Consider the following 23,565-nt stretch of genomic DNA (forward strand, 5'->3'; position numbering starts at 1 on the left):
GAAAATGAAAAAATCGTTAAACTATACTTGTCCAAAATGTAATAATCATACTTACGAAGTAAGTGAAATGAGAGCTACAGGAGGAACATTGTCTAAAATTTTTGATGTACAGAATAAAAAATTTACTAGTGTAACTTGTCAAAGATGCAGTTATACAGAGTTTTATAAAGCAAGTACAAGTGCATTAAGTAATGTTTTTGATTTCTTTACAAATTAAGAAACAATAGTATCTTTGCCTATATGGGAATTATAAGAGTAAATGATATTCGTTTATTTACCAATCATGGATGTTTAGACGAAGAAGGAAAGATAGGCTCAGAATATAGAGTAGATGTTGAAGTAAAAGCAGATTTACAAAAATCGGCAAAAACGGATGAGTTAGTTGATACAGTAGACTATGTTCATTTAAATCATATTGTAAAAGAAGAAATGGCTATTCGTTCTAAATTATTGGAGCATGTAGCACAAAGAATTATAGATAGAATCTTTAGAGAGATACAACTTGTTGAAGAGGCGGAGGTTAGCGTTTCAAAAATTAATCCACCAATAGGAGGAAATGTAGGAGAAGTTGTAATTATTGTAAAAGATGTGCGTAAAAATTAAAAAAAGCTTGCAGAAAAGGATAAAAACTGTAAATTTGCAGTCCTTATCAATATAAGGTGTCGTGGCCGAGTGGCTAGGCAGTGGTCTGCAACACCATGTACAGCGGTTCGAATCCGCTCGACACCTCAGAAAGTAAAAACCTTCCATTATTTTGGAAGGTTTTTTTGTTGTAATAATAATTTAAAGTAACTAACAATTTTCTAGATAACAAAACAAGTATTTCCCTTCAAATAAAGGTAATTTCGACTCATGATAATGAATTTATATCAAAGGTTATAAATGTATTATAAGTATAATATCTATTATAAAGTATTTCTAGCTAACAATTGAAAAATACTTAAATATAGCAGAGGTGGTTTAAAATTGCGTAAAGAGAATAAAAAGAATGCCTGCATTAATGTTTTTGTTTTCCTTAACAAAAAGTTTCGTTAAAAATCTGCATCTTTGTAGTTATGCGAATTTATCCGATAGAAACAGGTAATTTTAAGTTAGATGGCGGAGCCATGTTTGGTGTAGTACCAAAATCACTTTGGGAAAGAACAAATCCAGCAGACGAAAAGAATATGATATCAATGAGTATGCGATGCATGCTTATAGAAGATGGAGATAGACTTACACTGATAGACACTGGAATTGGAAACAAACAATCAGATAAATTTTTTGGGTATTATTATTTATTTGGAGACTTCTCTTTAGACGCTTCATTAGCTAAGTATGGTTTTCATAGAGATGATATAACCGATGTGTTTTTAACACACTTGCATTTTGATCATTGTGGAGGAGCAATCCAATGGAATAAATTCCGAACAGGATACGAACCAGCTTTTAAAAATGCACGTTTTTGGAGTAATCAGCGTCATTGGGACTGGGCAATCCAACCAAATGCACGAGAAAAAGCATCATTTTTACAAGAAAATATATTGCCAATACAAGAAAGTGGTCAACTAAATTTTTTACACTTAAACGCAAAAGATTATGTAGGGTTCGATGTATTGTTTAAAGATGGACATACAGAAAAACAAATGCTACCAAAAATAGAATACCAAGACAAAACCTTGGTGTTTATGGCCGATTTATTACCTACTGCAGGCCATATACCATTACCATATGTTATGGGATATGATACTCGACCATTATTAACGCTAAAAGAAAAAGAAGCCTTCTTAAATGAGGCAGCAGATAAAGAATATTACTTGTTTTTAGAGCACGATGCCTATAATGAGGTAATAACTGTAAAGCATACTGAAAAAGGAGTACGATTAAAAGAGAGTTATAAATTTACAGATATATTTAATTAAAATAGAGATATGAGAGTTTTAAAGCCAGTATTTTATTCTGCTGTAGCAGTATCAATCCTAGCTAGTTGTAAAACAGTTAGTAAAATACCTGTACCAACAGGATCTAATACCGTAGTAAACCTTCCAGCAAAAAAAGCTAAGTTAACAGATAGCGAAAAAGATAATTGGCAGCACTTAGATTTAGCAACAGATACCATTCCAGGAATGAGTGTGAATAAAGCATATGAATTCTTAAAAGGAAAGAAAAGCGTACCAGTAATAGTGGGAGTTGTTGATTCGGGTACCGATTTAAAACATGAAGACTTAGTAGATGTTGCTTGGGTAAATACTAAAGAGATAGCAGGAAACGGAATTGATGATGATAAGAATGGTTATGTTGACGATATCAACGGATGGAATTTCTTAGGGAAATCATACAAAGAACACTTAGAATATGAACGTATTTTAATGAATCCTTCAATTGCTGATGAAGAAACATTAAAAGAGGTAAAAGCATTTCAAACTAAAAAAGTTGAAGGAGCTAAAAAGAATAAAGTACGTTATGGAGAAATGTTAGCAAATGTAAAGTTGGCAGATGAAACATTAACGAAATATTTCAAAAAATCAGATTATACTGATAAAGAAATAGAGGCAATTAATACTACCGATGAAAAATTAAAAGCAGCTATAGGTACTGCAGGTTTTGCAAAGAGGAATGGTTATACTTTAGCTAGTATTGGAAAAGTTTTAAGTGGTTTAGTGAAAACTGCAGAAGCTACAATTGATGGAGATAACTTAAAAACAGATTACCGTACTGTTGTAGGAGATAATGCTTACGATATTAACGATAAACCAGGTTCTGGTGATGGAAATACCGGGCATTCAGAAGAAGGAGAAGCACATGGTTCTCACGTTTCTGGTATTATTGGAGCAAAAAGAAATAATGGAGTTGGTATGAATGGAGTTGCTAATAATGTAAAAATGATGGCAGTACGTTCAGTATCAGATGGTGATGAGTACGATAAAGATGTTGCTTTAGGTATTCGTTATGCAGTAGATAATGGAGCTAAAGTAATTAATACAAGTTTTGGTAAAGGATTTTCACCAAACAAAGAATGGGTTTATGATGCAATTAAATATGCAGCTTCTAAAGATGTATTAATTGTTAATGCAGCAGGAAATGATGGTAAAAACATTGATGTAGAAAAAACATTTCCAAATGATGCACCAGATTTAGTAAATGAAGTAGCAGATAACTTTTTAACAATAGGAGCAATGAGTGCTAACTATGATAAAAAATTACCAGCAACTTTTTCAAACTACGGAAAAATAAATGTAGATGTATTTGCTCCAGGAGTACAAATTCACTCTACTTTTCCAAATAGTACTTATAAGAAAATTAGTGGAACGTCTATGGCTTCTCCAGCAGCAGCAGGTGTAGCAGCATTAGTACGTTCTTATTATCCAAAATTATCTGCAAGTCAGGTAAAACACATTTTAATGAACTCAGGAACTAAAATAGATTTAGAAGTTATCAAGCCAGGAACTGGAGCTAGATACGGTAACAAAGAAGAGATAGTTCCTTTCGCAGATTTATCAGTTTCAGGTCGTGTTGTTAATGCATACAATGCAGTAAGAATGGCAGACAGAATGGTAAACGGAAGAAAATAATAATAGTATAAAGAAAACAAAAAGAGCATTATATTTTGATGCTCTTTTTTTGTTATAAATAACTTATGAAGTTAGAGTTTAATAAATTAAAAAAAGAAATTAGTATTAAAGACGAAGTAGCCAATCATACATGGTTAATTATTATTTTAATGATAGTAAACGTTTTTAATATGACCTTTCAATTATCTTATATAAGTTTTGAAAAAAACGAATTGCTTTTTATTGGATTAGTAATTCTTGCATTAGTTTCAATACTTGTAATATTCTTCTTTTTTACAAAAAGATCATGGAAATCAATGTATAAATTAGAAGAGATAGAAGGAGTAGAGGTTAAAAAGATATACGGAAGAGAACGTATATTTTTAAAATTATTAAACGGAAAAAGACGTAGTTTTCCTATTTTGAAAAATTTAGAAGAAATAGAAAACTTAAAAAAGACATTAACCAACATGGGAATTAAATTAGTTTAAGATGAAAAAAATAATACTAGGACTTTCAATATTGTCAATAGTTTCTTGTGCGGCATCTAAGAAAGTAGATAAAGCACCTGTAAATAAGCAAACTTCGGCAAGTAGTACTTATTGGCAGCAACATGTAGATTATACTATGGATATTGATATGGATGTAAAAACATATCAGTACAAAGGAGTTCAAAAGTTAGTATATACTAACAATTCACCAGATGTATTAAACAAAGTATTTTACCACCTGTATTTTAATGCATTTCAACCAGGGTCTCAAATGGATGTGCGTTCAAGAAATATCAAAGATCCAGATAAAAGAGTAGGCGATAGAATAAGTAAATTATTACCATCGGAAATAGGATACATTAAAGTAAATACATTAAAACAAGATGGTAAACAAGTAAAACACGAAACTGTTGGGACTATTTTAGAGGTAACATTAAACAAAGCAATTCAACCAGGAGAAAGTGTAACGTTTGATATGGTTTTTGATGCGCAAGTACCAAAACAAATTAGACGTTCTGGTCGCGATAGCAAAGAAGGAGTAGCATTATCAATGACACAGTGGTATCCTAAAATGGCTGAGTACGATTTCGAAGGATGGCATACACCACCTTATTTAGGACGTGAATTCCACGGAGTTTGGGGTAATTTTGATGTAACTTTACATATCGATAAAAACTATGTAGTAGGAGGTACAGGATATGTACAAAATGCACAAGAAGTAGGACACGGATACGAAGATAAAAACGAAGCATTAAACTTACCATCAGGAGATAAATTAACATGGAAATTTAAAGCACCAAATGTGCACGATTTTACTTGGGCAGCAGATCCAGACTATATTCATGATACATATAAAATGGAAAATGGAATAGATTTACACTTCTTATACAAAAAGAGTTTATCGCCATTTTTTCAAGAAAATTGGAAGAAATTACAGCCAAAGACTGCAGAGTTAATGGATTATTTTAGTAAACATATAGGGCAGTATCCATACAAACAATATTCAGTAATCCAAGGAGGAGATGGAGGTATGGAGTATGCAATGTGTACTTTAATAACAGGAAAACGTAAATGGGGGAGTTTATTTGGTGTAACAGCACACGAGTTAGCACACACATGGTTCCAATTTTTACTAGCAACGAATGAAAGCAAGCACCCTTGGATGGATGAAGGATTTACAACCTATATTTCAAACAAGGCAGAGAATGAAATTTTAAATAAAGGAAAAGAAAACCCACATACAGGATCATATAGATACTATAATTATGTTGTGAGTAATAATGCAGAAGAGCCATTATCAACCCATGCAGATAGATATCATACAAATATGGCTTACGGAATGGGAAGCTATTCAAAAGGAAATATCTTTTTAACACAGCTAGAGTATATCATTGGTAAAGAAGATGTAGCAAAAACATTAAAAAAGTACTTTAACGATTTTGCATTCAAACATCCAACACCAAACGATATTAAAAGAACGGCAGAAAAAGTTTCGGGAATCCAGTTAGATTGGTTCTTAAACGAATGGACACAAACTACACATACGATAGATTATGGAGTAAAATCTGTAGAAGGAAAAGATATTACTTTAGAAAGAATAGGTAAAATGCCAATGCCAATAGATGTAGAGGTAACTTACACAGATGGTACAAAAGAAGCATTTAACATACCATTACGTATGATGCGAGGAGAAAAGCCAACAAATGCAACAGTTATAAAAGACTGGACTTTTGCACATCCAACCTATACATTTGAAGTATCAAAAGATGTAAAATCGGTAGAAATTGACCCATCAAAATTAATGGCAGATATTAATTTATCGAATAATACATTTACAAAAGAGTAAATAAAGTAAATATATAAATAGAAAAGGTTGAGAATTATCTCAGCCTTTTTTTATGAGTTCTTTTTGAAGCTCAGAAGGATTAAACCCTGTTTGTTTTTTTACAAAAAGACTAAAGTTAGAAGGGCTATCAAAATTGTAATTATAGGCAATTTCTTTATGACTAAGTTCTTTAAAAGCTAAATCACGTTTAATATTCAATATTAAAACATCATGAATATATTTTAAAGGAGTTGTGTTCAATTCTTTTTTTACCAATAAGGAAAGTTTCTTGTTAGAAATGTTTAGGGCTTGAGCGTATTCATTAATAGTTTTAGAATTAAGATAAATATCAACCAAATCAATAAATTGAATAATGGTTTTAGAAGTTTGTTTAAAATTAGTATTCGAACTATTTTCTTCTAAAGAATATAAAAGAGTAGAAAGAAGGTGAATTGATTTCTCCTTGTAAAATTCAGATTTGCTTTTTTGAACATTCAGAATAGTGTTTAATAAATCAAAAAAAACAGCAGTTAACTTTGGGTTTTTATGATAAACAATAGAAGAATCAGAGTAGTTTTTAAGTAAGAAAAAGGCTTCAGAAAAAAGCATTTCTTTGGTAAACTGTATCATTAAACCATCAGCTTTAAAATGTCTTTTTACTAAGTGTAGTTGTTTAGGTTTAATAATATAACAGCTATTTTCTTCAATAGGAACTTTGTTAAAGTCAATAAGTTGATAACCTCCACCTTTTTCAAAAAACATAATTTCAAAATAATCATGTTTATGAATAGTGTTAAAATCATAACTATTATTATGAGAAATGGCAGCTACATTTATATTATAAGCAGTAGTTAAGCTATGAATGGGAATATCATTGGGCATAAATTCATAAGTAGTTTTCTGTTTTTAATAACTTTTAAAGGAAAACGAACTATACTTTCGTCACAGATTTAAAAACTTAAAAATAATGAAAAAAATAATCTTTTCGCTTATAGCATTTGTATCGTTAACCATAAATGCACAAACCACTTGGAAAGTAGATAATGCACATTCGTCAATCACTTTTTCGGTATCACACTTTATGATTTCAGAAGTAACAGGGAATTTTGGAAAGTTTGATATTACAGCAGTTAGTAATGATAAGTTTGAAGACCCAAAGTTTGAAGTATCAATAGATGCAGCAACAATAAATACAAACCAATCAGGAAGAGATAATCATTTAAAAGCGGCAGATTTTTTCGATGTAGCAAAACATGCAAATATTGTATTCAAAAGTACATCTTTTAAAAAGTTAGAAGGAAAAGAGTTTGAAACAAAAGGAGATATTACCATTAAAGGAATTACAAAAGAAGTAGTTTTTAAAGGAAAGTTAAATGGTATTATTGAAGGAAGAAATAATAAAAAGAAAGCAGGGTTAAAATTAACTACTACTATAAAAAGAGAAGATTTTAATGTAGGAAAAGGAATGAACCCAGTAGGAAAAGATGTAGCTGTAACTATAAATATTGAAATGAATCAGCAATAAAAATTTATTTGTCGTAAAGACAAATTATTTTTCCCTTTAAGGCAAAAAACTATCTTAGTTTTTTGCCTTTTTTATTTGTTGTATTTTTAAAAAATGGAACAAGTAACGTTTGAATTAAATTTAGTGTCGATAATAGACGTCCTATCAATAGCAACGGCAATAATGCTTGGCTTTTTGTTAATGACATTAAAGTCTAAAAATAAATATGCAAATATCTTTTTAGGTGCGTTTTTATGGTCTTTGGGAATAGAAGTATTGGAATCTTTTTTAGGGGCATTAACTTTTGAAACAATACATATTCAAGTAGTTCAAACAACATTAGCTACAATTCCTTTATTATTACTCTATGTGCATTCTACTTTAAATGTTAAGTTTAGAAAGGTTTATTTACTACTATTTATACCATTTGTGATATCAAATTTAGTAGGTTTTCCAGAGGAAGAAATAAAGTGGTTTGAATACGTATTTAATCTAATACTCTTATATATAATTCTTAAAAATATTAAAGAACATCAAAATAAAGTAACAGATTACTATTCGGATATAGAGAATAAAACACTTTTATGGATTAGAACAATTGTGTACATATTCTTATTCTTTCATGTCTTTTGGATTCTAGAAGATATTATTGGGTTTCAAAACGAAATTATAACGCAGTATTTTGCTTTTTCATCAGGAATTCTAACCTTTTTTATGATTTATTGGATTGCCTATAACGGTTTTTCGCAACAAGAAATATTTACCACTTCATTATTTCAAACAGATGAGAAAAAAGAAACACAAGTAGATTCTATAGATACAGAAAATCAATTTAAATTAATGTTAGAAATTATGCAAAGAGAGAAGTTGTATTTAGATGGAAATTTAAACTTGCGATTACTATCAGAAAAAGTAAATATTAAAGAAAGAGAACTTTCTAAATTGATAAAAACACATACAAAAAAGAATTTTTATCATTTTGTAAATCAATTTAGAGTACAAGAGTTTAAAAAATTACTAGCTTCACCTAAAGCAGCGCAATTATCATTGTTAGGTTTAGCGCAAGAATCAGGATTTTCTTCAAAATCAACATTTTATACAGTGTTTAAAAATGTGGAAGGGGTTACGCCCAAACAATATCAGGAGAGTTTAAAAAAGTCTGAATAACCGAAACTCGGACTTATAGGGTGTGTTTTGTTATACTTATGGCTATAATTTTGAAGTTAAATGTTCAAGAAGTAGTTGAACTAAAATTTTGAGATTATGATAAAAAAAATGTTTTCAGTAAGTATAATAACTTTTGCAATTTTAATAACCAGTAGCATTTCTTGTTCTAAAAATGATACACTAGTTGAAGAAGGAGGGGCAACAAATACAAATGCATTGGAAACCTATTTAAAAGCAAATGCCGATTATGTGCATCATATTAATGGATTTTATATTGTAGGAAGTGCAACAAAACCAGGGTCCAATGAAACAACGCCTGGAACAACAGGTAAAGATATATTCGATCATAGTGTACGTTTATTCAGTTCTTTTTTAGATCAGAATAACGATGGTGTTATTGATGATGATAAGAAAGAGTTAAATAAATGGTTGGCACAAAAGTTAGTTTTTATTTCTGGGCCTTTATCAATGGTTAATAAAATATCAGCAGCCAATTTAGTAGAAGGAAAAGGATTGTATGGAATGAGCATGCAAACTGATAATTGGCCTTATGTAAAAGATTATAATGGGAAAGGTTGGACAATTTCTGAGTTAAATTCTTCAACATGGAGACCACAAGTGTTTAATGCACTTTGGGAAGAAACATTTCATACCGTAACAGAAGCTTTTAGTAGAGTAGATCCAGAATTTAAGTTTACAACAGGAGGGGTTTTACGTAAATATATGGATGATGATATCGCGGCAAAAACATATGACATTTCAGTACAAAATGCAGAAGAAAATGGTAATTATGATAAAGTAACAGCGGTAAACGAGTATATACATCAAATTTGGGCAATCAATTTTGCAGGGCAGAGTAATAAGTTAAACTCGCACCAGAAGAAAGCATTAGAGTTTATGAAAAAGAAAAAAGTACCAATGCAAGTAAATGCAGGATACACAAAAATGATAGGAACAAAAGTTAAATAAGATAATATTATGATGAAGTTTATAAGTTTAAAAGTAATAGCAACATTAATTATTACTTTAAGTAGTACTTCTTGTTCAGACAACAATAATGTGGTAACTCCAGGTGGTAATGTAAATGCAGGAAATGACCCTAATTTTAAAATAGAAGCAAATAAAGATACTGGGTTCAGTAGTTTTCCTAAAAAAGTAATGGTTTTTGGAATTCCAATTTATGCTTTAGCAGGAGTAGAAGATGTAAAGCTATTGCATGCAGCAAATATAATGGCGCAATATTTAGATAATAATGAAGATGGTGTAGTGGATAATCAGTTAGTGTTAGATGCAATGAAGCAAAACAAAGCATTTTTGTTTATGTGGAAAACACAAAACAACAATATAAGTTTTCCAAGTGGGTACCAAGGGCAAGATTTAGGAGCAGATGAAACTGTTCCAGCATGGCATACAAATGGTCATACTGGACGTTTTGATGCTTCATTAGAAGAAATATGGCATATTATTAACCTTGCAGGTCATGCAAAAGCATATCCAAATGTTTTTGGCTTAAAAAAAGGAACTCAGTTAGCCAATGCAATGGACAAAGCAAGAGGAGGATATTTTCAAACAATTCCAAATCCATATCCAGCAGGAGCTTGGTATACATATAATGATAGTACTTGTGATTATGCAAGTTGTCAAACCGTAGAATATTTTTACTGGTCAATGACTTCTATACTAGGAGCACAAGCAAATAGATTAGGAGAAATACAGCAAGAGTGGAAATTAAATACGAAAGCAAAAGTTCAAGCTACAGATAAAGATATTTATAGTTTGCTTACAAATGCAACCTATAAGTTGCCAACAGTTTTACCAGATGGAACTTATAAAAGATAAATGTGTTTTAAGTTGAATTGATTGATGTGAATTAAATATTCCTTTTCGTTAAGAGAAGGAGTATTTTTAATAAAAAAATATGAAGAAAATAATACCTATAGTATGTGTTGTTACATGTTTTTTACAAGCATGTGTAATAACAACCAAATCGAAAGAAAGTAAAGTCGAAAAAATAGAAGCTTCAAATAAAATAGGAGGCTGCGTATTTAAAGAAGTTCAAAATACCAAAAAAGTAAATCCATTAAATTCAATTATTGAAATAGAATCAGCAAAAGGGGTTTTTTCAAAAAAAATGAATGTCTTAGGATTAGATTTTATAATAATGGAGAAGGTTTCAGATGATTTTTTGAAAGATGTTGGGCAAACGATGAAAGAAATGTTTCCACAAGATAGTACACTTAATTTGTCAAGACAACACAAAGTATTAAACAATCTTTTACAGTATAATGCAACCATACCGGTAATTGTTGGTCACCACGATTCAATGTCGGAAAAAGTAATGATAGAGATGGAAAATACATATGAAAAAGAATGTAGTATTTGCGATGTAATTATGTATAAGCAACCAGGGCAAACTATGGAAGTGGTAGAGCATTTACTACATTTTATAACCGATATAGGTTTGCATTACGAGTATCCAAAAGAATGGGCTTTCAATAATAAAGAATCAGAAGTATATCTAATAATGCAAGAAGCAATAAAGAAAGGTTTTTATGATGTAAGTAGTTATAAAGATATGGAGAGCGAAAAAGAAATCTACCAAAGAGTAATAGTACAAGAATTTGCTTATTGGTTAATTAGCACCTACTGGAATTTACAAGAAAAGTATGGGCCAAACGAAGAAGAATGGGTTATCAGAAATAAAGAAGAATTAAAAGAGAAATTTCCAAGAGGGTACCAATTGGTAGAAAATACCGTTAGTAAAATAATGAAAGCACCTTCAGAAGCTACTTTAGAGAAATTAGCAACGTATGGTAAATAAATAGTTGTTTTTTAAAGTTTATTGATGTAGTGTTTTGATTTTTAGTAGGGTAAGATGTGTTTGAAGTGTTTTATATAAAAATTATATTTCAACACTAGAGAAGAAATTGGAAATATAATTTATCAACCCTTGTGTTAAGAGCATATACTTTAGTAATTATCGTAAAGATAATTGTTTAGAGTATGTGCTTTTTTTGTTTAATCTAAAAAACCAAGAAAAATGAAAGCAAGAAAAATAGTAATGGTTACAATAGCATTTTTCATGTTATTAACAAGTTGTACAGAAAATAATGAAGTTGTAATTAAAGATTCTCAAACAGTTTTTGGAATATTTAAAGTTTTACAAGACGGAACGACTGTTGAAATGAATGGGACTATTAATAGTAGTTCGTTAGTCAATTTTAATAAGCTATATCAAAAGAACCCTAAGGTAACCAAAATAAACATTAAACAATGTGATGGCTCTTCAGATGATGAGGTTAATTTACTAGTATCGAAAAGAGTTTATGATTTAAATATTGAAATCCACTTATTGGATAATGCAGAAATAGCATCAGGAGGAGTAGATTTTTTCTTAGCAGGAAAAAGAAGAACAAGAGGTAATGGAACAAAAATAGGAGTACATTCTTGGTCCAATGGACAAAATGAAGCTACTGATTTTCCAGTGGGACACGCTAATCATTTACCATATATTAACTATTATAAATCTATTGGTTTTATAGATGAAGAAGCAAAAGCATTTTATTATTTTACTATAAATGCAGCCACAGCTAAAGATATACACTGGATGACAGAAGAAGAGATTGTAAAATATAAGATGCTAAAATCATAAAAAATTTTGTAACAAAATTATAAGGCTTGCGTCGAATAAGGCAAATAAATATAAGCTTGCTTTCTAACATAAGGAAGAAATAGGGAAGGCAAGTAATTTAACCTATGGAAACTCATATACCTTATCTGTAAAAAGATATTGTATATGAGTTTTTTATTTAAACTAAAATTTAAAAACATGAAAAAATTAGTAAAAACAACAATGGTATTAATACTTTTAATAACGGCTTTCAACGTAAAAGGGCAAGAATTATCGGTAATAAAATCATCAAGTATTGGAATTGATGAATTACCAGAATATGTTATTATAACATCGCAAAACACAAAGTTGTTGGGAGGAATTAATATTATAATAGATAAGAAAAGATCAACTTATAAAGATCAATTAGAAGAGCTAGAATCATTATTACAAGATGGAGATAAGCTAAGAGTAAGAAATCAAACCGATTTATTAAACGCAATGTCTAAGTTAGGTTTCGATTATGTAAATGCTTATAACGCTAATGCAATAATGCCAAGCAGTAGAGATAGCGATGGAGAAGATATTTTAAACATAGTAGATGGAGGAGAAGGAACCTATAAAGTAAATATGGTTTTTAGAAAAAAAGAAAAGTTTAGAAGTTAGAAAGCTATAAAAACAGGTGGGAAACGAAGGCATTTTAATTTGATTAATTTTCTAAAAAGAGAAGTATATTATGTAATTTTGCACTTCAAATTCAACAGAAAATGTCAGAAGAAAAGAAATCATTGAATTTTTTAGAACAAATTATTGAAGAAGATTTGGCAAATGGAATGCCAAAAGAAAACTTACGTTTTCGTTTTCCACCAGAACCAAACGGATATTTACACATTGGACATACAAAAGCTATTGGAATTAGCTTTGGTTTAGGAGAAAAGTACAATGCTCCAGTAAATTTACGTTTCGACGATACAAACCCAGCAAAAGAGGAACAAGAGTATGTAGATGCTATAAAAAGAGATGTTTCTTGGTTAGGGTATCAATGGGAAAACGAATTGTATTCATCTGATTATTTTCAACAATTATATGACTGGGCAGTACAATTGATAAAAGATGGGAAAGCATATGTAGATAGCCAGACTTCAGAAGAAATGCGAGTACAAAAAGGAACGCCTACAAAAGCTGGAGAAAATAGCCCTTATAGAACTAGAAGTGTAGAGGAAAATCTAGATTTATTCACTAGAATGAAAGACGGAGAGTTTGAAGAAGGAACACATGTTTTACGTGCTAAAATAGATATGGCGTCGCCAAATATGTTAATGAGAGATCCATTAATGTATCGTATTTTAAAGAAAGCTCACCATAGAACAGGAAACGATTGGGTAATATATCCAATGTACGATTGGACACATGGAGAGAGTGATTATATAGAACAAATATCACACTCATTATGTTCGTTAGAGTTTAAACCACATAGAGAATTATACAATTGGTTTAGAGATAACGTATATGAGTATAGTAAATCAAATTATCCAAATCCACCAAAACAACGAGAGTTTTCACGTTTAAACTTAAGTTACACTATAATGAGCAAGCGTAAGTTGTTAAAATTAGTAGAAGAAGGTGTTGTAAATGGATGGGATGATCCAAGAATGCCAACAATTTCAGGTTTACGTAGAAGAGGATATACCCCAGCATCAATTAGAAACTTTATTGAAACAGTTGGAGTTTCAAAGAGAGAGAATGTAATAGATGTGGCATTGTTAGAGTTTAAAATCAGAGAAGATTTGAACAAAACAGCCAATAGAGTAATGGGAGTTCTAGATCCAGTAAAAGTAATTATTGATAATTACCCAGAAGGAGAAGAAGAAATTTTAATTGCTGAGAATAATCCAGAAGATGAAAACTCAGGAACAAGAGAAGTGCCATTTTCAAGAGAAATTTATATTGAACGAGAAGATTTTAGAGAAGAAGCAAATAAAAAGTTCTTCAGATTAAAATTAGGAAAAGAAGTTCGATTAAAGAATGCATATTTTATCACAGCAACAAGTTGTGAGAAAGATGAAAATGGAAATATCACAGTAATTCATTGTACTTATGATCCATTAACAAAATCGGGTAGTGGAACAGAAGAAAGTAAGCGTAAAGTAAAAGGAACTTTACATTGGGTTTCTGTAAAACATGCAGTAAAAGCTGAGGTAAGAGCTTATGATAGATTGTTTTTAGACGAGGCTCCAGATGCTCACAAAGACAAAGACTTTATGGAGTTTATAAATCCAGATTCTTTAGAAAAAATAGAAGCATTTGTAGAACCAAGTTTACAAACAGCAAAAATAGGAGACAGATTCCAATTCCAACGATTAGGATATTTCAATGTTGATGATGATTCAACACCAGAAAACCTAGTGTTTAATAAAACAGTTGGATTACGCGATAATTGGGCAAAAAAGAAATAGTTTAAAGAACTATAATAGCAATAAAAACTCCCTATAGATTTTAAAAAACTATAGGGAGTTTTTTAATGCAAAGATTCCATTTTAAGATTTCAATAGAATATGTATCTTTACTGATTAAGGGAAGTTGTGATAAAATAAACTTTATCTAACTGGAAATCAATAATTAAAAAATGTTTTTTGATACTGTATAAATATCAGGTTTAAAAAATATTTATAAAAATATACTATTTTATGAGTTGTAGCAGTTGCTCAACTAACAAAAACGGGGTTCCTAACGGGTGTAAAAGCAATGGAAATTGTGCAACAGGCACTTGTGGGAGTGGGAATAAATTAGCCGTTTTTGATTGGTTATCAAATATGACTTTACCAACAGGTGAAGCACCATTTAATATATACGAAGTTCGGTTTAAAAACGGACGCAAGCACTTTTTTAAAAATTCAGATAAAGTAACTGTTTCAATGGGAGATATTGTGGCAGTTGAAGGATCATCAGGACATGATGTAGGAATTGTTTCGTTAGCAGGAGAGCTAGTGAAAGTTCAAATGAAGAAACGAAAAATTGCTGCAGATAGTGAAGATGTTAAGAGAATTTATAGAAAAGCATCGCAAAAAGATATTGATATCTGGCAAGCTGCCAGAGAAAAAGAGCTTGAAACACAGCGAAAAGGAAGGGAAATAATTAGTCGTTTAGGATTAAAAATGAAGCTTTCAGATGTGGAATATCAAGGAGATGGTACCAAAGCTACTTTTTATTATACTGCGGATGAACGTGTAGATTTTAGACAATTAATTAGAGATTTAGCAGGAACTTTTTCTATTCGAGTAGAGATGCGTCAGGTAGGAATGCGTCAAGAAGCAGCTCGATTAGGAGGAGTAGGTTCTTGTGGTAGAGAATTGTGTTGTTCAACCTGGTTAACAGATTTTAGAAAGGTAAATACAGCAGCAGCACGCTATCAACAATTGTCGTTAAACCCGTTAAAATTAGCTGGTCAGTGTGGTAAATTAAAATGCTGTTTAAATTTTGAATTAGACACCTATTTAGATGCATTAAAAAGTTTTCCAAAGCAAGACAAAATACTTAAAACAGAAAAAGGAGATGCCGTTTTTGTAAAAATGGATATTTTCAAAAAAATGCTTTGGTATACTTACAAAGAAGAAAGTTTTAAGTGGTTTAAGTTATCCTTAGATCAAGTTCATGAAATTATTGAATTGAATAAAAATAATGAACTGGCTTTACCGTTAGATGAGTATGAGTTAGAAATTACAGAAGAAGAAGCTGTTAATTTTGAAAATGTAGTTGGACAAGATAGTTTAACACGTTTTGATACTCCAAAAAAGCCAAGAAGAGGAAATAGAAGAAGGTCGAGAAAACCAATAGGAAAAAAGCCAGTAGCGAAAACGAAGAAAGAATCAAATAATACTACGGAGGCAAAACCGAAAAAACGACCACAAAAAAATCAAGCTAAAGCAGAACCAAATAATAAAAAAACTGACAAGAAAAGGGTTGATAACAGGAAGCAAAAGCCTAAAAGTAATCCTAAGTCAAATAAACCAAAACCTCAAAAAGGTTCAGAAGAAAATAAAACACAAGCACAAAAGAAAAAACCAAATAATCAAAGAAGAAGAAATAATAATCAGAGAAAAAGAAAGCCTAACGGAAATAAGAATAATGAAAACAAGAATAATAAAGAGTAAAATAGCAGTATTCTTTTTAGCAATGTTTATGCTAGCATCATGCGATTCAAAAGGCGTGTACGATGAATATATTTCGTTGTCAGGTAATTCATGGAATAAAGAAAATACACTAGCATTTACTTTCACTATAAACGATTCTATAAACAAGAAAAACTTATTTATAAATTTAAGAAATAATAAAGATTACGGTTATAGTAACTTGTTTTTAATAACTCAAATGGATTTTCCAGATGGAGAAGCAATTATAGATACTTTAGAGTATGATATGGCTGATCTTACAGGGAAATTTTTAGGAACTGGATTTACAGATATAAAAGAAAATAAACTTTATTATAAAGAAAACATAACATTCCCAAAAGCCGGAGAATATACCTTTAAAGTTCGACAAGCAATGCGAAAAAACGGAGAAGTTGAAGGTATAGAAGAATTAGAAGGAGTTACTCAGGTAGGGTTTAGAATAGAAAAAATTAAATAATGGCAGAGAAAAAAGCAGTCAGTTTTGTTAAATATATTAAGTGGTTTTGGTCTATCGTTTTAGGTGGATTCTTATTTTTATGTTTAATGTTTTTATTAGCGTCTTGGGGAGTATTTGGAGCATTACCATCTTTCGAAGAATTAGAAAACCCTAAAAGTGATTTAGCAACAGAAGTTATTTCAGCAGATGGAAAAACTTTAGGAAAATACTATGTAAAAGCAAATAGAACGCCAATCCAATACAAAGATTTACCAGAAAACTTAATAAAAGCCCTAGTAGCTACAGAAGATGAACGTTTTTACGAACATTCAGGGATAGATTTTAGAGGTTTAGCAAGAGCAGTAGCCAAAATGGGTGCTGGAGGAGGAGCAAGTACAATTACACAACAATTAGCAAAGAACCTTTTTACAGGAAGAGCTTCAAGAAATATAGTTGTACGTATTACCCAAAAAATGAAAGAGTGGGTGGTGGCTGTAAAGTTAGAACGTCAGTATACAAAAGAAGAAATTGCAACAATGTATTTAAATACACAAGGGTTTCTTTTTAATGCAACAGGAATACGTTCAGCAGCACGTATTTATTTTGGAAAAGAACCAAAAGATTTAGACTTACAGGAATCGGCAATTTTAGTAGCAATGCTAAAAAATCCAAGACAGTATAATCCACACAGAAAAGTTTCAAAAAAGAAATCATTACAAAGAAGAAATGTAGTGTTTTCACAAATGGCAAAAAATGGAATTTTAACAGAGAAAGAAAAAGATTCATTACAAAAATTACCATTAAAAATTAATTTCACTCCAGAAAGTCATAGTGATGGATTGGCAACTTACTTTAGAGAAAATTTAAAACAACGATTAAAGAAGTGGGCAAAGAATAATTTAAAGCCAAATGGACAGCCATACAATATATATAAAGATGGATTAAAAGTATATGTTACAATTGATTCACGTATGCAAAAATATGCAGAAGAAGCAGTAGAAGAGCATATGGCAAATTTACAGTCGTTTTTCTTTGCAGAACAGAAAAAGAATAGAACAGCACCGTTTTACGATTTAGATAAAAAAGAAATCTTGAATAGTATGAAACGTGCAAAAAGAAGTTCTACACGTTATAAGAGAATGAAAGCGGCAGGAAAATCGGAAAAAGAGATAGAAAAATCGTTCAATACCGATACAGATATGCGAGTGTTTTCATGGAAAGGAGAAAAAGATACCGTAATGACTCCTTATGATTCAATCCGTTATTATAAGCATTTCTTACGTTCTGGGTTGGTGTCTATAGAGCCGCAAACAGGGCATATAAAAGCATGGGTTGGAGGAATTAATAATAAGTATTTTAAATATGATGCAGTAGAGCAACAAAAACGTCAAGTAGGATCTACATTTAAACCATTTGTGTATGCAACAGCAATAAACCAATTGAAAATGTCTCCTTGCGATAAATTGCCAAACATTTTATACACAATTCCAAAAGAGAAATATGGAATGCCAGAAGACTGGAGACCTAAAAACTCAAATAATAAATATGGAGGAGAGTTAACTCTTAAAGAAGCATTAGCACACTCTACAAATGTAGTAACAGCACAGTTAATAGATAAAGTGTCGCCAATAAATGTTGCACGTTTAGCAGAATCATCAGGAATAAAATCAAAAGTAGAAGCAAACCCGTCAATAGCCTTAGGAGCTATAGATTTATCATTAATAGAAATGGTAAGTGCTTATGCAACTTTTGCTAATAGAGGTTTACGAGTAAGTCCAATGATGATTACACGTATTGAAGATAAAAATGGAACTGTATTAGAAGAGTTTGTACCAGAAACAAAAGAGGTGTTAAGTGAAGAATCTTCGTATGTAATACTTGATTTAATGAAAGGTGTAACTTTAAGCGGGTCTGGAGCAAGGTTAAGATCAAATTGGACTAAGTATAAAAAAATATCAACAGGGTTCCCTTATAAGTTAGAAAATCCAATTGCAGGAAAAACAGGAACAACGCAAAATCAATCAGATGGTTGGTTTATGGGAATAGTACCAAATTTAGCAACAGGAGTTTGGACAGGAGGAGAAGACAGAGCTACTCACTTTAAAGGAATAGCATATGGGCAAGGAGCTACAATGTCTTTACCAACTTGGGGGTTATTTATGAAAAAATGTTATGAAGATAAAACGCTTAACATTAGTAAAGAAGATTTTGAAAAACCAGAGGGAGATTTATCAATCAATATCAACTGTGATGAGGTGAAAAAAGTAGAAGGAGATATTGAAGAGAAAGAGAAGGAAGTAGAAGATGAAGAAACTGATTTTTAATTGTATTTAGAAAAACAAACAACTAAACATGATAAATAAAAAAATAAATAACGTACAAGAAGCAGTTGCTGGCGTAAAAGACGGAATGACTTTTATGTTAGGAGGTTTTGGTTTGTGCGGAATACCAGAAAATGCAATTGCAGAGTTGGTAAGATTAGGAGTAAAAGATGTTACTTGTATATCAAATAACGCAGGAGTTGACGATTTTGGATTAGGTTTATTATTACAAAATAAACAAATCAAAAAAATGATTTCTTCATACGTAGGAGAAAATGATGAGTTTGAGCGTCAAATGTTATCTGGTGAGTTAGAAGTAGAATTAACGCCACAAGGAACATTAGCAGAAAAATGTAGAGCTGCTCAAGCAGGTTTTCCAGCATTTTATACACCTGCAGGATACGGAACAGAAGTAGCAGAAGGGAAAGAAACAAGAGAGTTTGATGGAAAAATGTACGTGTTAGAGCCAGCTTTTAAAGCCGATTTCGCTTTTGTAAAAGCATGGAAAGGTGATACGGCAGGAAACTTAATATTTAAAGGAACAGCACGTAATTTTAATCCAAACATGTGTGGAGCAGCAACCATTACAGTTGCTGAAGTAGAAGAACTAGTGCCAGCTGGAGAATTAGATCCAAATCAGATTCATATTCCAGGAATTTTTGTGCAACGTATTTTTCAAGGAGAAAAATATGAGAAGAGAATAGAACAACGTACAGTAACACCAAAATTGTAATAAGATGGCATTGACAAAACAACAAATAGCACAAAGAATAGCTCAAGAATTACAAGATAAATGGTATGTTAACTTAGGAATTGGAATCCCAACTTTGGTTGCAAATTATATTCCAGAAGGAATAGAAGTAGAGTTTCAATCAGAAAACGGATTACTTGGAATGGGACCTTTTCCAGTAGAAGGTACAGAAGATGCCGATTTAATTAATGCAGGAAAGCAAACCGTAACGGTTTTAGATGGAGGTTCTATTTTTGATTCAGCTACAAGTTTTTCTATGATTCGTGGGCAGCATGTTCAGTTAACAGTATTAGGAGCTATGGAAGTAGCACAAAACGGAGATATTGCAAACTGGAAAATCCCAGGAAAAATGGTAAAAGGAATGGGAGGAGCTATGGATTTAGTAGCATCAGCAGATAATATTATCGTAGCAATGATGCACACCAATAAAAGAGGAGAATCTAAATTGCTAAAAAAATGTTCACTACCATTAACAGGGGTTGGATGTGTAACTAAAATAGTTACCAATTTAGCAGTACTTGAAATAAAAGATAATGCTTTTCATTTATTAGAAAGAGCACCGGGGGTTTCAGTAGAAGAAATTCAAGAAGCAACAGAAGGTACTTTAATTGTAAATGGAGAAATACCAGAAATGGCTATTTAAAAAACAATTGCTATGAAAAATAAATATGTCAAGTTTTTAATAATTCTTAATGGTACTTTACTTCCTATAATCTTATTTTTTGTATTGTTTCAAATTAGTAAGGATTTTTTTAGGAGTAATAGAAATACGGTTCCTGAAGGGGTGATTATAGGAGAAGAACTAAAAGAAGCAAAAGAGAAAAAGGTAGCTTTACAAGGTTTAAGATATAATAATTTTGTTGAGTTACATAATTCTAAAAACCAATATTTGCCAGTGTCTTTATTAACATATGAAGAAGAAAGAACTATAAATAAATTTGCTTCTACAGCAAATGATATAAGTGAAGAAATTTTGAGGTATGTTAATGTGGTTTTTGTAGATGAAAACTATAAAGTAATAAATTCTTTACTTGATAAAAAAGCTTCTATATCAACTATTGAAGCACAAAGAAAGTCTAATGGCTATAATAGAAAAGAAGCAGATACAACGGTTAAATATATAGCGTATTTAATTGCTTTTGAAGATTCTAATAAGGATGGGAAATTGAATTCAGGAGATAAGCATGATTTGTTTATATCAAATCTGAATGGAGAAAAACTAAAGCAAGTAACTAGTAAGATGAATATTGATCGTTTTGATTTTATTAAATCTAATTCTCAAATATTAATTCATTATACTGAAAGGAATGCATTAAAGGAAGAACATAGAAGAAAGAAAATTGCTATTTATAAAATCAAAGAAGGAAAGCTTGAAATTTTATCAGATTTAGACGCTGAACTGAATAAATTAGAGAACATAATTATAGAATAGTTAATGAAAATAATCTCATATAACGTAAACGGAATACGTGCCGCTTTAAAAAAAGGATTTATAGATTGGTTAAAAGCAGCTAGTCCAGATGTAATTTGCATACAAGAAACCAAAGCACATAAAGAACAATTAGATGTAACTGAGTTTGAAAATGCTGGATACCCATATCACTATTGGTTTTCAGCAGAAAAGAAAGGATATTCATCTGTAGCAGTGTTTTGCAAAGAAGAGCCAAAGCATATAGAATATGGAACAGGGATAGAATCTATGGATTTTGAAGGAAGAAACCTTCGTGTAGATTTCGATGAGGTTTCAATAATGAGTATGTATTTACCGTCAGGAACAAATTCAGCAAGGTTAGATTATAAGTTTAACTATATGGATGAAATACTAGCGTATGCTACTGAGTTACGTAAAACAATTCCAAACTTAGTAATTTGTGGAGATTATAATATTTGTCATGAAGAGATTGATATTCATAACCCAAAAATGAAAGGAGTTTCAGGTTTTTTACCAGAAGAAAGGGAATGGTTAGGTAAATTTATAGATAGTGGATTTATAGATAGTTTCCGTCATTTAAATCCAGAAAGACAAGAGTATTCATGGTGGAGTTATAGAGCGAATGCTAGAGCTAATAATAAAGGATGGCGATTAGATTATGCAATGGTTACTGAACCTTTGAAAGACAAAATTTCTAGAGCTTATATTTTACCAGAAGCAAAGCATTCAGACCACTGTCCAATAGCTGTAGAATTAGATATTTAAACCAAAGATGAAAAACTTACTATTACTACTTTTTTTTACAGTTTCAATTTTTGCACAACAACCTGTTGACAGTACTTCAGTAGAAAAACCAAACCTAGAAATTGCTGTTGATTCAACGATTGTAGCAAAAGATTCTATTAAAACAAAGCAAGCAGAAGATTTGTTTTCAGATGCCGATTTGAAAATGATTGATAGTTTGCTAATAGAAGAAAAGTTTAATTCATCGTTGTTTGATAGTATTCAGTATGTAATAAACGATAAAGACATTCTAGGGAATACAACTACAGTACTTTCAACAGATTTATTAAAAAAACGATTGAATGATATAGATGTAAAAACACCATTTCATTTAGCATACAATCCAGCTTTAGAAAAAGTAATAAATGGTTATTTAAAATATCGTAAAAAGTATTATCCAGCTTTAATGGCAAAAGCCAAGTATTATTTTCCAATGTTCGAACAATATTTAGATCAGTTCGATGTACCATTAGAGATGAAATATTTAGCGATTGTTGAATCAGCTTTACGTCCAGATGCTCGTTCAAGAGTAGGAGCAACGGGTTTATGGCAATTTATGTATGGAACAGGAGTTCAGTTTGATTTGAAAGTTAATTCTTATGTAGACGATAGGCAAGATCCAGTAAAAGCAACTATAGCAGCTTGTAAATACTTAAGTCAGTTATATAAAATATTTGGAGATTGGGATTTAGCTTTAGCAGCATATAATTCAGGACCAGGAAATGTGTCAAAAGCAATTAAACGATCTGGAGGTTATAAAAACTACTGGAATATTAGACCTTTTTTACCTAGGGAAACAGCAGGATATGTACCAGCTTTTTACGCAACGATGTATATTTTTGAATATGCAGAAGAACATGGGATTTATCCAGAAGCACCAAAAATATTTCACTTTGAAACAGATACAGTAAGGGTAAAAAGAACTATAAGTTTTGATCAGATTTCAGAAAAAACAAAAATCGATACAGATTTATTATCGTTTTTAAATCCATCGTATAAACTAGACATAATTCCATATGTAAAAGGGAAAAATTATGCAGTTAGATTACCACGAAGAAGTGTAATAGAATTCTTAGATAAAGAGAAGGATATCTATACCTTGGCAAATGAAGATGATGCCAAGAGAGAAAAACCATTACCTAAGTACTTCGAAATGGATAAGCGTATTCGTTATAGAGTGCGTAGTGGAGATTATTTAGGGAAAATAGCAAATAAGTTTGGAGTAAGAGTAAGAGATATAAAACGTTGGAATGGTTTACGTAATAATAGACTTAAAATAGGCCAACGCTTAAGTATTTATCCTAAAAAATTAGCAATACCAAAACAAGCTTCTAAAAAGAAATTTGAAACACCAAAAGGTGAGCATGAAATATATATTGTTAAGAATGGAGATTCATTATGGACTATCTCTAAAAAATATCCATCAATTTCTATTGAACAAATTAAAAAATGGAATAATATTTGGAGTGTAAAAAGTCTAAAACCTGGAATGAAGCTTAAAATTTTTAAAAGCTAAATTCTACAACTAAACAATTAAAGTATAAAC

General features: G+C 30.9%; 23 protein-coding genes and 1 tRNA gene. 23 read left to right on the top strand and 1 reads right to left on the bottom strand.

Annotation, left to right across the window (positions count from 1 at the left end):
• Nucleotides 1–4 precede the first annotated feature (4 nt).
• From Q0958_RS03605 to Q0958_RS03635, 7 genes are all read left to right on the top strand, one after another.
• Nucleotides 5–217 (top strand): zinc ribbon domain-containing protein, encoded by a 213-nt coding sequence (locus Q0958_RS03605; protein WP_299119699.1) that lies wholly within the window; start codon nt 5–7, stop codon nt 215–217.
• A 23-nt stretch (nt 218–240) separates the two neighbouring features.
• Nucleotides 241–603 carry a dihydroneopterin aldolase gene (folB, locus tag Q0958_RS03610; protein ID WP_235274603.1) on the top strand — a complete coding sequence of 121 codons (363 nt, stop codon included), beginning with the start codon at nt 241–243 and terminating at the stop codon, nt 601–603.
• Nucleotides 604–658: 55 nt separating this feature from the next.
• Nucleotides 659–729: transfer RNA gene (locus Q0958_RS03615), tRNA-Cys, on the top strand.
• Between the two features lie 326 nt (nt 730–1,055).
• The gene (locus Q0958_RS03620) at nt 1,056–1,901 is read left to right on the top strand and encodes an MBL fold metallo-hydrolase (RefSeq protein WP_299119705.1); all 846 of its coding nucleotides are present in this window, start codon (nt 1,056–1,058) and stop codon (nt 1,899–1,901) included.
• Between the two features lie 9 nt (nt 1,902–1,910).
• The gene (locus tag Q0958_RS03625; RefSeq protein WP_299119707.1) at nt 1,911–3,551 is read left to right on the top strand and encodes a S8 family serine peptidase; all 1,641 of its coding nucleotides are present in this window, start codon (nt 1,911–1,913) and stop codon (nt 3,549–3,551) included.
• A gap of 65 nt (nt 3,552–3,616) precedes the next feature.
• Nucleotides 3,617–4,021, top strand: a complete 405-nt coding sequence (locus tag Q0958_RS03630; protein ID WP_299119709.1) for a hypothetical protein — start codon at nt 3,617–3,619, stop codon at nt 4,019–4,021.
• Between the two features lies 1 nt (nt 4,022).
• Nucleotides 4,023–5,867 carry a M1 family metallopeptidase gene (locus Q0958_RS03635; protein WP_299119711.1) on the top strand — a complete coding sequence of 615 codons (1,845 nt, stop codon included), beginning with the start codon at nt 4,023–4,025 and terminating at the stop codon, nt 5,865–5,867.
• Nucleotides 5,868–5,906: 39 nt separating this feature from the next.
• On the opposite strand, the gene Q0958_RS03640 is transcribed toward Q0958_RS03635, so the two are convergent.
• A complete protein-coding gene (locus tag Q0958_RS03640; RefSeq protein WP_299119713.1) occupies nt 5,907–6,728 on the bottom strand; it encodes an AraC family transcriptional regulator in 822 nt (273 codons plus the stop codon).
• Between the two features lie 85 nt (nt 6,729–6,813).
• Here Q0958_RS03640 and Q0958_RS03645 point away from each other — a divergent pair, with 85 nt between their 5' ends.
• The 16 genes from Q0958_RS03645 to Q0958_RS03720 all read left to right on the top strand — a co-directional run bounded on the left by Q0958_RS03645 (nt 6,814) and on the right by Q0958_RS03720 (nt 23,535).
• Nucleotides 6,814–7,371: a YceI family protein gene (locus Q0958_RS03645; protein ID WP_150899480.1), complete on the top strand. Its 558-nt coding sequence runs from the start codon at nt 6,814–6,816 to the stop codon at nt 7,369–7,371.
• 93 nt (nt 7,372–7,464) lie between these two features.
• Nucleotides 7,465–8,517, top strand: a complete 1,053-nt coding sequence (locus Q0958_RS03650) for a helix-turn-helix domain-containing protein (RefSeq protein ID WP_299119719.1) — start codon at nt 7,465–7,467, stop codon at nt 8,515–8,517.
• A 96-nt stretch (nt 8,518–8,613) separates the two neighbouring features.
• Nucleotides 8,614–9,486, top strand: a complete 873-nt coding sequence (locus tag Q0958_RS03655; RefSeq protein WP_299119722.1) for a hypothetical protein — start codon at nt 8,614–8,616, stop codon at nt 9,484–9,486.
• Between the two features lie 9 nt (nt 9,487–9,495).
• Complete coding sequence (locus Q0958_RS03660) at nt 9,496–10,356, top strand: hypothetical protein (protein WP_299119725.1); 861 nt, start codon at nt 9,496–9,498, stop codon at nt 10,354–10,356.
• Nucleotides 10,357–10,435: 79 nt separating this feature from the next.
• Nucleotides 10,436–11,338: a hypothetical protein gene (locus Q0958_RS03665; RefSeq protein ID WP_299119727.1), complete on the top strand. Its 903-nt coding sequence runs from the start codon at nt 10,436–10,438 to the stop codon at nt 11,336–11,338.
• A 219-nt stretch (nt 11,339–11,557) separates the two neighbouring features.
• On the top strand, nt 11,558–12,169 hold the full coding sequence (locus Q0958_RS03670; protein WP_299119729.1) for a hypothetical protein: 612 nt from the start codon (nt 11,558–11,560) through the stop codon (nt 12,167–12,169).
• A 177-nt stretch (nt 12,170–12,346) separates the two neighbouring features.
• Nucleotides 12,347–12,793, top strand: coding sequence for a hypothetical protein (locus Q0958_RS03675; protein WP_299119732.1), 447 nt, complete (start codon nt 12,347–12,349; stop codon nt 12,791–12,793).
• A 101-nt stretch (nt 12,794–12,894) separates the two neighbouring features.
• On the top strand, nt 12,895–14,583 hold the full coding sequence (locus tag Q0958_RS03680) for a glutamine--tRNA ligase/YqeY domain fusion protein (RefSeq protein WP_299119734.1): 1,689 nt from the start codon (nt 12,895–12,897) through the stop codon (nt 14,581–14,583).
• Nucleotides 14,584–14,814: 231 nt separating this feature from the next.
• Nucleotides 14,815–16,278, top strand: coding sequence for a regulatory iron-sulfur-containing complex subunit RicT (gene ricT / locus Q0958_RS03685; RefSeq protein ID WP_299119737.1), 1,464 nt, complete (start codon nt 14,815–14,817; stop codon nt 16,276–16,278).
• The gene (locus Q0958_RS03690) at nt 16,253–16,753 is read left to right on the top strand and encodes a gliding motility lipoprotein GldH (protein ID WP_299119740.1); all 501 of its coding nucleotides are present in this window, start codon (nt 16,253–16,255) and stop codon (nt 16,751–16,753) included. Before ricT ends, Q0958_RS03690 begins: the two co-directional genes overlap by 26 nt.
• The gene (locus tag Q0958_RS03695; RefSeq protein WP_299119743.1) at nt 16,753–19,056 is read left to right on the top strand and encodes a transglycosylase domain-containing protein; all 2,304 of its coding nucleotides are present in this window, start codon (nt 16,753–16,755) and stop codon (nt 19,054–19,056) included. The genes Q0958_RS03690 and Q0958_RS03695 overlap by 1 nt, the downstream gene beginning before the upstream one ends.
• A gap of 28 nt (nt 19,057–19,084) precedes the next feature.
• Nucleotides 19,085–19,786 (top strand): CoA transferase subunit A, encoded by a 702-nt coding sequence (locus Q0958_RS03700; protein WP_150899469.1) that lies wholly within the window; start codon nt 19,085–19,087, stop codon nt 19,784–19,786.
• A gap of 4 nt (nt 19,787–19,790) precedes the next feature.
• Nucleotides 19,791–20,447 carry a CoA transferase subunit B gene (locus Q0958_RS03705; protein ID WP_150899468.1) on the top strand — a complete coding sequence of 219 codons (657 nt, stop codon included), beginning with the start codon at nt 19,791–19,793 and terminating at the stop codon, nt 20,445–20,447.
• A 12-nt stretch (nt 20,448–20,459) separates the two neighbouring features.
• The gene (locus tag Q0958_RS03710; RefSeq protein WP_299119748.1) at nt 20,460–21,236 is read left to right on the top strand and encodes a hypothetical protein; all 777 of its coding nucleotides are present in this window, start codon (nt 20,460–20,462) and stop codon (nt 21,234–21,236) included.
• Nucleotides 21,237–21,239: 3 nt separating this feature from the next.
• Entirely contained in the window at nt 21,240–22,001 is a 762-nt protein-coding gene (locus Q0958_RS03715; RefSeq protein WP_150899467.1) for an exodeoxyribonuclease III, read from the top strand.
• 7 nt (nt 22,002–22,008) lie between these two features.
• Nucleotides 22,009–23,535 carry a lytic transglycosylase domain-containing protein gene (locus Q0958_RS03720; protein ID WP_299119751.1) on the top strand — a complete coding sequence of 509 codons (1,527 nt, stop codon included), beginning with the start codon at nt 22,009–22,011 and terminating at the stop codon, nt 23,533–23,535.
• Nucleotides 23,536–23,565 lie beyond the last annotated feature (30 nt).

The sequence above is a fragment of the uncultured Tenacibaculum sp. genome (assembly GCF_947499065.1).
GTDB lineage: Bacteria > Bacteroidota > Bacteroidia > Flavobacteriales > Flavobacteriaceae > Polaribacter.

Coding starts and splice junctions, on each gene's coding strand:
- Q0958_RS03710 (WP_299119748.1), top strand. CDS start 20,460: ATGAAAAATAAATATGTCAAGTTTTTAATAATTCTTAATGGTACTTTA.
- Q0958_RS03690 (WP_299119740.1), top strand. CDS start 16,253: ATGAAAACAAGAATAATAAAGAGTAAAATAGCAGTATTCTTTTTAGCA.
- Q0958_RS03650 (WP_299119719.1), top strand. CDS start 7,465: ATGGAACAAGTAACGTTTGAATTAAATTTAGTGTCGATAATAGACGTC.
- Q0958_RS03630 (WP_299119709.1), top strand. CDS start 3,617: ATGAAGTTAGAGTTTAATAAATTAAAAAAAGAAATTAGTATTAAAGAC.
- Q0958_RS03660 (WP_299119725.1), top strand. CDS start 9,496: ATGATGAAGTTTATAAGTTTAAAAGTAATAGCAACATTAATTATTACT.
- Q0958_RS03720 (WP_299119751.1), top strand. CDS start 22,009: ATGAAAAACTTACTATTACTACTTTTTTTTACAGTTTCAATTTTTGCA.
- Q0958_RS03675 (WP_299119732.1), top strand. CDS start 12,347: ATGAAAAAATTAGTAAAAACAACAATGGTATTAATACTTTTAATAACG.
- ricT (WP_299119737.1), top strand. CDS start 14,815: ATGAGTTGTAGCAGTTGCTCAACTAACAAAAACGGGGTTCCTAACGGG.
- Q0958_RS03665 (WP_299119727.1), top strand. CDS start 10,436: ATGAAGAAAATAATACCTATAGTATGTGTTGTTACATGTTTTTTACAA.
- Q0958_RS03645 (WP_150899480.1), top strand. CDS start 6,814: ATGAAAAAAATAATCTTTTCGCTTATAGCATTTGTATCGTTAACCATA.
- Q0958_RS03715 (WP_150899467.1), top strand. CDS start 21,240: ATGAAAATAATCTCATATAACGTAAACGGAATACGTGCCGCTTTAAAA.
- Q0958_RS03695 (WP_299119743.1), top strand. CDS start 16,753: ATGGCAGAGAAAAAAGCAGTCAGTTTTGTTAAATATATTAAGTGGTTT.
- Q0958_RS03700 (WP_150899469.1), top strand. CDS start 19,085: ATGATAAATAAAAAAATAAATAACGTACAAGAAGCAGTTGCTGGCGTA.
- Q0958_RS03635 (WP_299119711.1), top strand. CDS start 4,023: ATGAAAAAAATAATACTAGGACTTTCAATATTGTCAATAGTTTCTTGT.
- Q0958_RS03625 (WP_299119707.1), top strand. CDS start 1,911: ATGAGAGTTTTAAAGCCAGTATTTTATTCTGCTGTAGCAGTATCAATC.
- Q0958_RS03605 (WP_299119699.1), top strand. CDS start 5: ATGAAAAAATCGTTAAACTATACTTGTCCAAAATGTAATAATCATACT.
- Q0958_RS03680 (WP_299119734.1), top strand. CDS start 12,895: ATGTCAGAAGAAAAGAAATCATTGAATTTTTTAGAACAAATTATTGAA.
- Q0958_RS03655 (WP_299119722.1), top strand. CDS start 8,614: ATGATAAAAAAAATGTTTTCAGTAAGTATAATAACTTTTGCAATTTTA.
- Q0958_RS03705 (WP_150899468.1), top strand. CDS start 19,791: ATGGCATTGACAAAACAACAAATAGCACAAAGAATAGCTCAAGAATTA.
- Q0958_RS03640 (WP_299119713.1), bottom strand. CDS start 6,728: ATGCCCAATGATATTCCCATTCATAGCTTAACTACTGCTTATAATATA.
- folB (WP_235274603.1), top strand. CDS start 241: ATGGGAATTATAAGAGTAAATGATATTCGTTTATTTACCAATCATGGA.
- Q0958_RS03670 (WP_299119729.1), top strand. CDS start 11,558: ATGAAAGCAAGAAAAATAGTAATGGTTACAATAGCATTTTTCATGTTA.
- Q0958_RS03620 (WP_299119705.1), top strand. CDS start 1,056: ATGCGAATTTATCCGATAGAAACAGGTAATTTTAAGTTAGATGGCGGA.